General features: G+C 52.9%; 9 protein-coding genes. All 9 read left to right on the top strand.

The features are described 5' to 3' along the window. The first annotated feature begins 132 nt into the window (after positions 1 to 132). The 9 genes from GC101_RS19400 (at position 133) to GC101_RS19360 (ending at position 13,769) form a co-directional block, all read left to right on the top strand. Positions 133 to 405 (top strand): hypothetical protein, encoded by a 273-nt coding sequence (locus GC101_RS19400; protein ID WP_171718563.1) that lies wholly within the window; start codon positions 133 to 135, stop codon positions 403 to 405. A 27-nt stretch (positions 406 to 432) separates the two neighbouring features. Next, entirely contained in the window at positions 433 to 4,545 is a 4,113-nt protein-coding gene (locus GC101_RS19395; protein WP_171718562.1) for a choice-of-anchor I family protein, read from the top strand. Positions 4,546 to 4,718: 173 nt separating this feature from the next. Continuing rightward, positions 4,719 to 5,636 carry a helix-turn-helix transcriptional regulator gene (locus tag GC101_RS19390; RefSeq protein ID WP_171718561.1) on the top strand — a complete coding sequence of 306 codons (918 nt, stop codon included), beginning with the start codon at positions 4,719 to 4,721 and terminating at the stop codon, positions 5,634 to 5,636. 70 nt (positions 5,637 to 5,706) lie between these two features. Further along, positions 5,707 to 6,273, top strand: a complete 567-nt coding sequence (locus GC101_RS19385; protein WP_171718560.1) for a GNAT family N-acetyltransferase — start codon at positions 5,707 to 5,709, stop codon at positions 6,271 to 6,273. Positions 6,274 to 6,463: 190 nt separating this feature from the next. Continuing rightward, complete coding sequence (locus tag GC101_RS19380) at positions 6,464 to 10,450, top strand: PAS domain S-box protein (RefSeq protein ID WP_171718559.1); 3,987 nt, start codon at positions 6,464 to 6,466, stop codon at positions 10,448 to 10,450. Then, entirely contained in the window at positions 10,451 to 11,545 is a 1,095-nt protein-coding gene (locus GC101_RS19375; protein WP_171718558.1) for a response regulator, read from the top strand. A gap of 305 nt (positions 11,546 to 11,850) precedes the next feature. Beyond that, complete coding sequence (locus tag GC101_RS19370; protein WP_171718557.1) at positions 11,851 to 12,039, top strand: hypothetical protein; 189 nt, start codon at positions 11,851 to 11,853, stop codon at positions 12,037 to 12,039. A gap of 136 nt (positions 12,040 to 12,175) precedes the next feature. Next, positions 12,176 to 13,189 (top strand): SDR family NAD(P)-dependent oxidoreductase, encoded by a 1,014-nt coding sequence (locus GC101_RS19365; protein ID WP_171718556.1) that lies wholly within the window; start codon positions 12,176 to 12,178, stop codon positions 13,187 to 13,189. 178 nt (positions 13,190 to 13,367) lie between these two features. Then, positions 13,368 to 13,769, top strand: a complete 402-nt coding sequence (locus tag GC101_RS19360) for a MerR family transcriptional regulator (RefSeq protein ID WP_042135528.1) — start codon at positions 13,368 to 13,370, stop codon at positions 13,767 to 13,769. Positions 13,770 to 13,899: the final 130 nt, after the last annotated feature.

Below are 13,899 nucleotides of genomic sequence, written 5' to 3'. Positions count from 1 at the left end.
GAATTCGTCCATTCCTCATGCTAGATTCGTTTCCGGCAGAATGGAGACTCTTAAGTTAGCACTAAGGGCATAAATGTTGTACATTGTGCAGCTTTGATTCCTGAATATCTAGGTGTTCGGGAGGATTGTTGTATGAAATACAACAATAGTTCTGCTAAACCGCCAAGTGGGAGAGAAATGTTGCATTTTCTACAACAATATTGGTTTTTGGACTGGTATAGTGAGGAGAATGTTGTATTTCGTGCAGGATTTTATTTTACAAAATCTTCGAAGATAGCCCCCCACAGCCCCACGGTGTGGGGCTATTTCACGTATACGGCAGCGGCTTTACATTCAGTTTATGTAAATCTTCAAGTGAGCAAATACTCGTCTCCTATAGTAGTTAAAAAAGTAGTTAAAAAATAAACTATAGAGTACAGGAGTGACAATCACTTGAATTCATCCAGTAAAGCCATCCTTTCTCTTCTCCTCGCCGCAGAGCTTGCGGCCGGATCCGCATGGGCAGCAGGCCCGGTAGCCGCCGCCCCTTCGATACAGTCAGGCACTCCGTATAATGCTTCCGGCAGCTATGATGTAGCCGTTCCGCACATTGTCGTCAACCAGATTTACGGCGGTGGGGATGCCGGGACAACAGAGGGCTACTTCTCCAAAGGCTTCATTGAGCTATACAATCCTACAGATGCGGATGTGAATCTCAGCGGCTGGTCGGTGCAGTATTCCGATCCCGGCAAGAACGGTGCCTGGAGCAAGCTTGCATTGACCGGTATCATTAAAGCACATTCTTCCTACCTCATTACGGACGGTAAAGTGAATCCCGTCAATCAAAGTGACCTCAGCGGCAAGGGTGATCAGAGCTGGGATGAACTTCTTTTTAATAATCAAGGCATGAAGGTGGTCCTTCTCAGCAGCTCCGCCCTGCTGGAGAACGCAAATCCGTTCCTGGACAAGTCACCGGCTTATGTAGATATGATCGGTACAGCAGGAAATGACAACGGTGCTACGATCGATGGCTATGAGGCGGATTACCCGACCGGCAAAACCGGCGGCACCTCCAAGCAAAAGTCAGTGCGCCGCATGGATTACGTGGACACCGACAACAACAAAGCGGATCTTGCCCAGATTTCCTTCGCTGATCTTGATGGGGCGGCAATGAACCGGATGAAGCCGCATAACAGTGCCGATGGCGCGTGGGGGATAACGGTTCCTGCCCTGGGCATAGCGACCGCTTCCTTGCCTCAGGCGACTGCAGGGTCGCCCTATTCCGTATCGCTCTCAGTATATGGCGGAACACAGCCGTATTTCTACTCCGCAGCGGGTCTGCCTGACGGGCTGAGCATTGACTCCGTATCCGGTGCAGTTAGCGGCACTCCGCTGAAATCCGGAACGGCAACGGTCATTTTCTCAGTGTACGACAGCACTTCTCCTTCCATTAAGGCTGATGCGATGCTCCCGCTGACGGTCCAACCTGAAGCTGCTCCGCTTACGGAGGATGTCATCAGCATCACCAAAATTGGCGGGTATGCGGTCGGTACGACCAGTGAGGATGGCGGTGTAGCCGAGATCATTAAGTACAACCGTGATAACGGGAAATTCTACCTTGTCAACGGCTCGACCCATCCGGCATCGGTGGACATCGTGAATCTGAAGGATGGCATTCACCCGGAGAAGGAAACCAGCATCAATGTGGAGCAGCTGTCAGAAACCGGGGGCTTCAGCTACGGTGACCTGACGAGTGTCGATATCAACACGGCCACCAAGCGGATTGCTGTAGCTGTACAGGAAGAAGATGCGCTGAAGAACGGTAAAGTGCTTGTACTGGATTATGACGGCAGGCTGCTGGAACAATATGAAACCGGCGTACAGCCGGATATGCTCAAATATACGGAAGACGGCCGTTATATTCTTACGGCAGACGAGGCTGAGCCCCGTACACTTGCAGGTGATCCTGAAGGCAGTGTAACGATCATCAATACGGCTACAAAAGCAGTGAACCTTGTGAAATTCGACGATCCGGGGGTTATTGATGACCTTGTGCACATCCGTGGTGCTGTTGATCCCAAGACCAAGCTGATTACCGGGAAAGGGAGCAAGGCGGATGCCATACGCGATCTGGAGCCGGAGTTCATCGAGCTGTCCGGGGATCAGGCAACAGCGTATGTCTCGCTTCAGGAGAATAACGCGATTGCCGCGGTTGATGTTGTCTCCGGGAAGCTGCTATGGGTCAAGGGTCTTGGATTCAAGGATTTAAGCAAGCCGGAGAATAAGCTTGATTTGATAAATGACAGTACGATCCATCTGGAGAATGTGCCGTTTAAAGGAGTCTACATGCCGGACGGCATCAGCCAATACACAGTAAACGGCAAAACCTATTTGTTCACAGCCAACGAAGGGGATGCCACCGAATGGGACAGCAAGGAGAATGCAACTAAGATCAGCAAATTGAAAGGTCTGCTGAACCCGGAATCTGCTGCGGCCAAGTTCCTGAACGGCACCACGAAATATGACGGGGTAGAAGTGATGTCGGATATGGGCAATGAGGACATCTATCTGTACGGAGGCCGTTCTTTCTCGGTCTGGGATGCGGCGGACATGACGCAGGTTTATGACAGCGGCAGCGATTTTGAGCAGATTACTGCAGAACGTCTGCCCGGCTATTTCAACGCAAGCAACAGCAACACGACAATTGACAGCCGCAGCTCCAAAAAAGGGCCGGAACCTGAATATGTCAAGGTAGGCATGGTGGGGAAAAGGGCGCTGGCCTTCACCGGACTAGAGCGTATCGGCGGTCTGATGACCTACGATGTAACCAATCCCGGGCAGCCGCAGTTTGTGAATTATATCAATTCCCGTGAATTCACGCCTAAGAATAATCTGGAGACCGACACCGGGCCGGAAGGGATTGATTTCATCCCGGCAACGGCCAGTCCGACCGGTCTGCCGCTCGTGCTGGTCGCCAACGAGGTCGGGGGAACGGTTGCCGTCTACCAGCTGAACGTGACGAAAATTACACTGGACCAGTCTTCGCTGTCTCTGACAGCCGGAGGAACGGCAGCAGTGCTCAAGGCGACGGCCCAGGCCAGCGGAGGCACGGAGGGCACGCTCAGCTGGAGCTCTTCCAATGCTGCTGTAGCTTCTGTTGATCAGACAGGCAAAGTAACACCGCATGCCGCGGGAACGGTTGTTGTCTCGGTATACAGTGCGGACGGCTACGGTGTAGCTGAATCTCAGGTGACGGTTGCGGCTGCTGGTCCGGTTACCAGCTTACCGGGGGCGGGTTCTTCCGGTGGAAGCGGGGTTTCACCAGCTGTAGCAGGGGCTGCAAACGCAAGTGCTGCAGTTACTATAGAAGGCGGCAAAGCGGTCATGGAGCTGAAGGGACAAGTAGATGCTGAGGGTAAGCTCAGCCTGTCGGTAACCGCTGCTGAAGTGGCAGCAGCACTTGAGACCCTGAAGACTTCAAGTGCCAGAGAGCTTGTATTGCATATCCTTTCGGGTCATGCGGCCGAAGCGGTGTCCCTGAAGATTCCAGCCGCAGCATGGGCTCAGATTGCCGGCAGTTCACTGGAGGCAGTGAGTGTGACCGGAGGACCCGGTACAGTTACCTTCGACCGGGTTGCCTTCTCCGCCATTCACACGGCGGCAGGCAACGAAGATATCAGCCTGACCCTTGCCAAAGCCGAGCTCGGCAGTACCTTGACCGGTCAGGAAGCGGCGGGTTCAGCCAGCATCATTGGCAGCCGGCCGGTGCTAAGTCTAATGGTTCAGGCCGGAACGCAGATGCTTTCGAGCTTCGGTGAAGGTAAGGTGGATGTGAGCATCCCTTATACACTGGCGTCCGGTGAAGATGCCAATGCGGTTACTGCCTATCAGGTAAGCGCAGGCGGCGAACTCGTTGTCCTTCCAGGCAGCAGCTATGATCCGGGGAACGGCCTGCTCTCCTTCCGCACGAATCATTTCTCGGTGTACGCGGTTGGCTACAATAAGATTGCATTCGCGGATACGGCAAGCAGTTATGCCAAGGACTCCATTACGTATCTTGCGGCACGCGGCATTGTTACCGGGGTCTCCGCCGAGAACTTTGGCCTGAAAGGCAAGCTGAGCCGCGGCGATGCCGCGCTGCTCCTGGCCCGTCTGGCCGGGGCAGAGCTGGAGTCCTCAGCTGCCGGCAGCTTTACGGATGTGAAGCCGGGGGACTATTATGCGGCCGCTGTGGATTGGGCGAATCAGAGCGGAATTGTCCAAGGAACGGGAGACGGAAGATTTGAGCCCAAGGCAGAGGTCACACGCGAGCAGCTTGCGGTAATGATGATCCGTTTGTCAGATTCATTAAAATGGAGTCTGCCGGCAAACGGCGGCTCAACGGCCTTTGCAGATCAGCAGTTGATTAGCTCTTATGCGGTGGAAGCCGCAGCTGCTGCAGTGCAGGCCGGCATACTCTCCGGTCAGGCAAGCGCTGACGGCAGTGTCAGCTTCGCGCCGAAGGCTGCTGCTACACGTGAGGAAACGGCGCATATGTTAGCCAAACTGCTCAAAGCAGTGCAGTAATAAACCATTTTAAATGATTCATGAGGGGTGTTTAGAGGCCGTGAAGCGGCTTCTGGACACCCCTTTTGCCGTTAATGGGAGCAGTTAGATGCATCATGGAAAAATCCGGGACTTCAGGATAAGCTACAAGGGACAAATGAAGATTATGATCAGGATGGAGCGTGGAGCTGACCATGAAGATTAATCGTTTGCTGGGCATCGTAGTCTATCTGCTCAACCGGGAGACCGTCAGCGGGCGGGTGCTGGCCGGGAAGTTCGAGGTCTCGGCGCGGACCATTCAGCGGGACATTGAAGCGATTAGTCTGGCCGGGATTCCTGTAGGTTCGCTGCAGGGGCTGAACGGGGGCTACTACATCATGGACAGCTTCAAGATGAACAGGCAGCTGCTTCAGCCGCAGGATTATGCGTACATTCTGGCAGCGCTGAGAGGTTTCGTGTCCGGCTATGACAGCAGGCAGGCTCAGGATACGGTGGAGAAAATGGTTGCGCTGTCGCCGGATAATGCGGCGGTTCCGCAAGCTTTTCAGCTGAATCTCGGGGTGCTTAAGGAAGGTGTGGGGACCGGCGAAACCATCGCTGTACTTGAACAAGCCATCCGTGAGAAACATGCTGTCCAGTTCCTGTATACGAATGCCCGTCTCAAGGCTTCCTGCAGACGGGTAGAACCGCTGCTGTTGACGTACAAGTGGTATGCCTGGTATTTATTTGCCTATTGCTGTGAGCAGGAGGATTACCGCCTGTTCCGTCTGTCGCGGATGCGTGATATCTTGCCTCTGCCCGAACCGTTCCCTTCGGATCATGGAGATGCGGAGCTTCTGCTGGCTGGGCATAGTGACAACCGGGTCTATATACATATTAAGCTGCTCTGTCCGGTAGAGTATAGAGTGCTGCTGGAAGAGGCTTTGCCGAATGCCAGATTGCTGGAAACACGCGGGCAGAAGCTGGTGATGGGCTTTACGGTACCCGGGGAGGAGCAGGGCTGGTTCGGCATTATCCTGCAGCACAGCCATCAGGTCACTGTTCTGGAACCGGAGTCACTCCGGGAGAAGCTGCTGGCCAGGGCCAGAATGATTCTGGATACCTATAGCTGAATGAAGACAGAATGCTGTCTTATATAGCCCTCTATAATGGATTTATTCCATAGCATAAGGAGAGCTTAGCATGAAAATAGAAATATCAGATCCTTACGTAACCAGTCCGGTGTTTGAAACCAAGCGGTTCCGGATCAGACGGGTACAACTGGAGGATGCAGAGGATTTATTGGGCTGTTACAGTGACCCTGAAGCCAGCCTGCTGTTTAACAGTGACAATTGCCGCTCAGATTTCCGGTTGAACACCCTGAAGGATATGCAGAATATTATCGGGGTATGGCTCGGGGAATATGAGAAAAGAGCCTATATACGCTTCAGTGTTGTGGATAAATTAGCGGGCACAACTGCAGGGACCATTGAATTTTTCTGCAGAAGCGGAGTGGGCGGGGATGAGCAGAGTACAGGCGTATTGCGGCTGGATTTGGCCTCACGCTATGAGACAGAAGAGAACTTGTGCGAGCTTATCTCTCTAGCAGGAGAACGTTTCCGTGAATGGTTTGAATTCAGCGGGATTGTGACCAAAGCAGTGCCGCAGGCAGAACGGCGGATTCGTGTGCTGCGTCAGGAGGGGTACCATCGCTTAGAGCTGAACGGAAGCTTTGGCTATAGCGATTATTATCTGAAAAGATCCAATTAAAAGTAAATGAATAGTATTATTTGTCTCAGCCCTTTTTGTCTCCCCTTTGGAGTACAGGAAGGGCTAAATTTTTTGCTGAACAATGTCGAAAAAAAGAGTAGAGCTACGATGACATCTGCGTATAGAATAGATAAGCGCAGATTTCTTTTGCAGAATGATAAATTGATTGAGGCAAGGGTGGTAACGTCAGATGGATACACATAAAGCCAACACATGGTTAGGAGGATTGGCCGTCTACATTGTTGCCTATTTGGCAGCGGTGCTGCTGGATAATAATCTGATGTTTGGAATCGTCACAGTCATAGCGCCTATGCTGGCCTGTCTGTATTACCGGATATCCGGCCCGCCTCCCGCGCTGCTGAGAAGGCCCTTCCGGCTGATCAGTTACGGGTTCTTCCTGTGGATGATCTGTGATGCGCTGCTGCTGACAGGGTTATACAGCTTCCATTTCTCAGCTGACGACACGTCAACTTTCACCCTTACCGCACTTACGCTCTATTCGGTCACAAGAACGATTATTCTTGTTGCAGTCCTGCAGATGTATGGAATCTTCAGACAGGGCATCAATAAATTACAGGTGCTGTGGGATCAGATCACAACGCTGGAATGCATTGTGGGCAGTATCTGGTTTGTTTTTTTTCAGGACGGGTCATTCCGTTTGGCGGATATGAATTACCGTACCCTGATCCTCTTCTTCTATCTGCTGGCCCCCCTGCTGACCCTGGCCTCACTGATGCTGATCTGGGTGTACATGAAGCGGGAATACCGTACAACGGGCTTCAAGCTGCTGATTGCCTCCATTGCCCTGGTATCCTCCGTGGATCTGGTCCAGGCGCTGAATAATGGGATTATGTCCGGCTACCTCATAGACGGGCTCTATAAATTATCCATTGTGTGCATAGCCGCAAGCTGGATTCTGGTGCGCCAGTATCCGATACAGGCGGAGCAAGGCATTGCCGAACCCCAGCCCGTGACGGAAGGCCGGACCTTGAAGAGCGGAGTGCTGTTCATGGCGTATCCGGCACTGATTTTTATAATTAAAGGATTCTCTGTATATGTGTTTCTATATTTCACCATCATTATCATGGCTTATTTCATCGTCCGGCTGTATGCCAAACAGATCGCCTATACGAGAAAATTGCTGGACACCGAAAGGGAGTACAGCGAGAAGCTGCGGCTGTACATGGATGTGGTTGAACAATCCCCATTGTCTATAGTCATCACCGATATGGATAGCCTCATCGAATACATAAACCCTTATTTCACGGAAGTTACCGGTTATTCCAAGGAGGAGGCCGTCGGCAATAAACCGTCGATTCTGAGGTCGGACAAGAACCAGGCTGAAACGTACCGGAATATGTGGGAGACGCTGATACTTGAAGGCAAATGGCAAGGGGAATTCATTAACCGTAAGAAGAGCGGGGAAGAGTACACGGAAGCCGTCATTATCTCTTCTATTAAGAATGAACGGGGCCAGACCACACATTATGTGGGCATTAAGGAGAACGTCTCGGAATATAAGCGGATCAAAAAAGAGCTGTCGGACCAGCTGTATTTCACCTCCCAGCTGGTGGATACTTTACCGCATCCGTTATTCTATATGGATGCCGAAGGGAACTTTCTCGGCTGTAATACGGCCTATGAAGAAGCGTTCCAGGTATCCCGTAAGGTCTTTACGGGAACTCCGATGAGCCGGCTGCCGCATCTCTCGCAGGAGGGCTTCGGAATTCTGAGTGAGATGAAGGATGAAGTGACGGCCAGCGGACTGCCGGCGACCCGGCAGATCCAGCGCAACTTCGCCACCGGGGAAGAGCATGATATTCTCTATTCCCTGTCTGCTTACCGGTTATCTGACGGTACAGTGGGCGGTTACCTCGGGATTCTGACAGATATCAGTGATCTGAAGCATAAAGAGAAGGAGCTGCTCAACAGCCGCAATTTCCTGGATGCGATTATCAACCATATCCCGGTCATGATTAACGTCAAGGATGCGCAATCCTTGAAGATATTCAAGGCAAATCAGGCGGGAGCGTCCTTCCTCGGTATGACTCCGGAGGAGATGGAAGGCAAGGATAATTACGATTTGTACCCTGAAGAGCTGGCGGGCAAGCTGAACGGCAGTGACCGGAAGGTACTGGAGACGGGCAGGCTCTTCAGCGAAATTGAGATTGTTACCGATGATGCCGAGCTATGCAATCTGAAATATGTGCTGGCTTCGAAGGTGCCGATTCTGGATGCAGAGGGGAAGCCCCTCTACCTCCTTAGTGTGTCCGAGGATATTACTGAAGTGAAGCGCAAGGAGGAGGAGCTGAAATATGCACTTAATCTGGCGGAAGAGGCGACAGCTGCCAAATCGCAGTTCCTGGCGAATATGAGCCATGAGATCCGGACGCCGATGAATGCCATTATCGGGATGGCTTACCTGGCGCTGAAGACAGAGCTGGACCCCAGGCAAAGTGACTATATCTCCAAGATTCATAATGCCGGAACCTCACTGCTCGGTATTATTAATGAAATCCTCGATTTCTCCAAGGTGGAGTCGGGGAAGCTGGAGCTGGAGAATATTGATTTTGAGCTCCCGGATGTGATCGGGAATGTGGTAGATATCTCAGGACAGACTGCACTGGACAAGGGGCTGCAGATGTCCGTTCAGCTCCCTCCGGATGTTCCGCGCCAGCTCAGCGGCGACCCGCTGCGGCTGGGGCAGATTCTTACCAACCTTCTGAGCAACGCCGTTAAATTCACCGAGAAGGGTGAAGTGGTTATTCTGGTAGAAAGAATCAGCATGATCGACAGCATGACGAAGCTTAAATTCAGTGTGCGGGATACAGGGATCGGCATGAGCAAGGAGAGTGAAGGTAAGCTGTTCCAGGCGTTCACGCAGGCGGACAGCTCTACTACAAGAAGGTTCGGGGGCACAGGACTGGGTCTGGCCATCAGCCGGAAGCTGGTGGAGATCATGGGCGGCAGCCTGTGGGTCGAGAGTGAGGAAGGGCAAGGGAGTACCTTCGCCTTCACGGCCTGGTTCGGAATTCCTGCTGTGCAAGACTCAGGGGCAAGGGCAATGAGAGAGGAAGCAACTGGTGTGAAGGACAAGGATTACGGCCTGTCCGGTGTGCGGGTACTGCTGGTGGAGGATAACGAGATTAATCAGCAGATTGCGGAAGAACTGCTGCTGAGCCAGGGAATGATCATCGACATTGCCGGCAACGGAGCGGAAGCCGTGCAGAAGATTGAGGAGATGTCCGCGGATCAGCCATATCAGCTGGTGCTGATGGATCTGCAGATGCCGGTCATGGACGGGTTCGAAGCGGCGCGGAGGATCAGGGCCGCAGAAGCTGAGCTGCCGATCATTGCCATGACCGCTAGGACCATGCAGGAGGAGCGGGAACGAAGCTTCGCGGCTGGCATGAACGGCCATGTGGCGAAGCCGGTCGATCCGGATATCCTTTTTGCCAAGATTAGCAGGTGGACATCGGATGCTTCCAGGGAGGAGCAGCCGGATTACGATGAACGTGAGCACGGCTGTCCGCAGGAGGCGCAAGGGACTTCCGGATTCCGCATAGAAGGTATTGATACGGAGAACGGCCTGAGACGTGTCGGAAATAATGAGGCGTTATATATACAGCTATTGCTGAAATATTCAGAGAGCCAGCGCGATACCGCCCGGAAGCTCCGCAGCTTCATTAAGCAGGGGGATGAGGAAGCCGTGTATATGCTGGCTCATAGTCTGAAGGGAGTTGCCGGGAACCTGGGGGTAAAAGAAGTGCAGAAGCTTGCCGATTCGCTGGGCAGATTGCCGAATTATCATGAGCAGCCTGAGAAGCTTGAGGCGCTGGTGTTGAGGCTGGAGGCGGCTGTGCTGGAGAGCTGTACAGCGATTCGCGGGCAATGGGGGTCTGACGAGCCTTCTGCCGCCCTGATGGCTGAGCTTGATCCGGAATCGGTTGCACAGCTGCTGGCTCCTATGGCCGGGAAGCTGCTCGGAATGCTGATGGACAGTGACAGCGAAGCCGTTGATTATTTCATTTCGGTGCATAGCCAGCTTGCAGGATATATGCAGCCAGAGCAGCTGGTTCAGCTGGCTGACTGTCTGAACCGGTTCGAATATGAGGCTGCGATAGAAATGATTGAAACGGTAATACAAGAAAGTAATTATGAACAGAGGTTGATATAAATGCTGGACACTAGACCTGTAATCCTGGTAGTTGACGACACGCCGGACAATATCTCACTTCTCAGCGGGCTGCTGAAGGAGCAATACAAAGTTAAGGTAGCCACCAACGGGGAAAAAGCATTGCAGGTGGCCAAAGCCTCACCTCCTGATCTGATCCTGCTGGATATTATGATGCCGGTCATGGATGGCTACGAGACCTGCCGCCGGCTTAAGGAAGACGGGGAGCTGAGAGAGGTTCCGGTAATCTTTTTGACGGCCAAGGAAGAGGTGGAGGATGAGAATCTGGGATTTGATCTGGGGGCCGTAGATTATATTACGAAACCGATCAGTTCGCCGATTCTGCTGTCCCGTGTCAAAACGCATCTCACCCTGAAGCAGTCCAAGGATTTCCTTGCGGACAAGAATGAGTTCCTTGAGGCGGAAATCTCCCGGCGGATTAAGGAAATCTCGCTCATCCAGGAAGTCTCGGTTATGGCGATGGCGGCGCTTGCCGAAATGCGTGACTCGGAGACCGGCAATCACATTCAACGCACGAAGCTCTACATTGAAGAGCTGGCCACCCAGCTAAGCCGGACGGGAAAATATGCGGAGGTGCTGAGTCCGGAGCATATTAACCTGATTGTGACTTCCGCGCCGCTGCATGATATCGGCAAGGTGGGCATTCCTGACCACATCCTCCTGAAGCCGGGGGCGCTGACCCGCGAGGAATTCGAAGTGATGAAGACGCACACGACACTCGGCAGGGAAGCCATTCTGCGGGCAGAACGGCTTATGGACAAGCCGGAGACTTTTCTGCGCTTCGCCAAGGAAATTGTCTATTCCCATCATGAGAAATGGAACGGAACCGGATATCCCGAGCAGATTGCCGGTGAACAGATTCCCCTGTCAGCCCGGCTGATGGCGGTAGCCGATGTCTACGATGCGCTTACGAGCAAGCGGGTATATAAAGATGCAATGCCGCATGAGGAGGCGGTCGGCATTATAGTAGGCGATGCCGGAATACATTTCGATCCTGACATCGTGAAGGTATTCATGAAGAACAAGCATAAATTCAAGGAAATCGCCGAGCGGTATACCAGCGAGCTGGCAGGATGACCGGTCATGGATTGGCGAATTTTAAGGTTATACAGATCAATCTGGAGGACCGTTCGCTGCATAGACGGATTGCGCAGATTGTTTATTTTGAGGGGGCGCTGGCTTCGTATGTGTAGGTTGCGGTATGAAATAAGTAAAAGGCTATAAGCTATAAGCAATAAGCCATAAAGATCTTTTTCCATCCCTTAGGGGTGGAGGAAGGTCTTTTTTTTAGAAGCGATTTGGAGCCGCCTACCCGGGGGAGCATCTGCTGCTTCGTACGCCTTGATTAGGGGCTTAAGAGAACGAGAGTGGAGACGAGCCGAATGTATGCGAAAAACCGAATACAATGTGCCAATGGTAGGGTAGATGAGCCGAGTTATTTTACTTTTGATGTGCCGCGCTTGATTCGTCCTCCGGGCGATTTTGTTATTGCTTTGGAGTTAAGCACCGTTATTTGGGGGGGGAGAGGGCTTGAGGCGGATATGAAGGGGATAAATGGATGCTTGCTTTAAAGTGCACTTTAAGGATTATGATGGTTCATGAAGGCGAAGGCGCTGAGGCAGGTGAGTTTGTCGGTTCCTATTAGTTATGTAGAGCCGGGTAGCCGGCCATGCGCCTGGAAAGAAACTTTACTTAGGAGGTACAACTATGCACAAGTATATAAATAGCAGCGCAACACCACAGGCTCCGATTGGGAGCGGTTTTGGTGCCGGGACTACGGCGGAACAAGTAATCGGCAACTTTAATTTGAGCGGGAAAATAGCCATCGTAACCGGCGGATATTCCGGCATTGGCCTGGAAACTGCACGTGTACTCGCCGGTGCCGGAGCTACAGTCATTGTACCGGCACGGACACCGGACAAGGCCAAGGCTGCAGTCGCCGGAATTCCGCGTCTGGAGCTTGAAGCCCTTGATCTCATGGACCCTGCTTCCATCGACAGCTTCGCCCGGCGTTTCCTGGATTCAGGACGGCCGCTGCATATGCTGGTTAACAGTGCCGGCATTATGGCTGCACCGCTGGCGCGGGATACCCGGGGCTATGAATCCCAGTTTGCCACCAACCACCTGGGGCATTTCCAGCTTACGGCCAGGCTCCTGCCGGCATTGAAGCAGGCAGGCAATGCCCGTGTTGTATCCGTAACATCGCGGGCACACCGCCTGGGCGGTGTCGATCTGGACGATCCTAATTTCATCCACCGTGAATATGACAAATGGACCGCCTATGCCCAGTCGAAGACGGCAAATGTGCTGTTCGCCATAGCATTGGATGAGAAGGCTAAAGGTGAGGGAATCCGGGCCTTTGCAGTGCATCCGGGATTAATTCCATCCTCCGGCATCGGGCGTTTCTTGGAAGCGGAAGAGCTTGGCGTCAAGCCGATCCCGGAGGCGCAGGGTGTGAAGCATGAACAGCCTGCTGGCAGTGCCGGAGCAGACCGGATGAAGACGGTGGAGCAGGGCGCGGCAACCAGCGTCTGGTGCGCAGTAAGTGAACAACTGGCAGGCATGGGGGGAGTCTACTGCGAGGATGTTGATCTGTCCGAAGCTGTCCCGGCTGGCAGTGTGCAAGGCTCCGGGGTATGGCCCTGGGCAGTAGACCGGGAGATTGCGGAGCAGCTGTGGACGCTCAGCGAGAAGCTGACAGGAGTGGAATTCGCGATTTAAGCGGATATTCTGCTGCGGGAATTCAGCGGACGATCCGCAGGTGAGAAGCTAGGGGAAGCACAACGCTGGCTCAGGGCACCCAGGTACTCAAGCACTCAAGCTTGACTTAAAGTGCATTTTAACCCCTATACTATAGGAAAAACTTGATCACTGCCGTGATCTGAGGGAAGTGACCGCTTTGAGTATATTGATCAAAGAAGCTGCGGCCAAGCTGGGGCTCCCCGCCCATACCATCCGCTATTATGAGAAAGAAGGGCTGCTGCCTTCTCTACAGAGGGACGGGCAGGGGAACCGTGTTTTTGAACAGGGTGATCTGGACTGGATCTCGCTTATGACCTGCTTCCGGGCCACAGGAATGCCAGTGGCCGGACTGAAGCAGATCGTTAACCTTGCCGCAGAAGGAGATTCCACGATACCCGAAAGGCAAGCCATTCTGGAAGCCCACAAGCTCGAGCTTCAGCGCAGACAGGAGGAGCTGGACCGGGCTTTTACAGCGGTAAATATGAAGCTGTCACGGTATGAGACAATTCTGAAAGGCCAGCCGGACCCCGATGCAGGTAACCCTATGGGATTGTGCTGAGCCTAGCTTTTATAGGGCATCGAGCCTCTGAATCAAATCAAATCAAATATAGCTTCACCTACTGCCTGCGGCTGCTCTTGTCAATATAGTGGAGACGGTGGCCTTTCACTTCCGCGTAATGCGAGTCGGA

The sequence above is a fragment of the Paenibacillus phytohabitans genome (assembly GCF_013141775.1).
Lineage (GTDB): Bacteria > Bacillota > Bacilli > Paenibacillales > Paenibacillaceae > Paenibacillus_AQ > Paenibacillus_AQ phytohabitans.
Note: the sequence above shows the minus strand (reverse complement) of the source record. Positions and strands in the feature narration are given on the sequence as shown.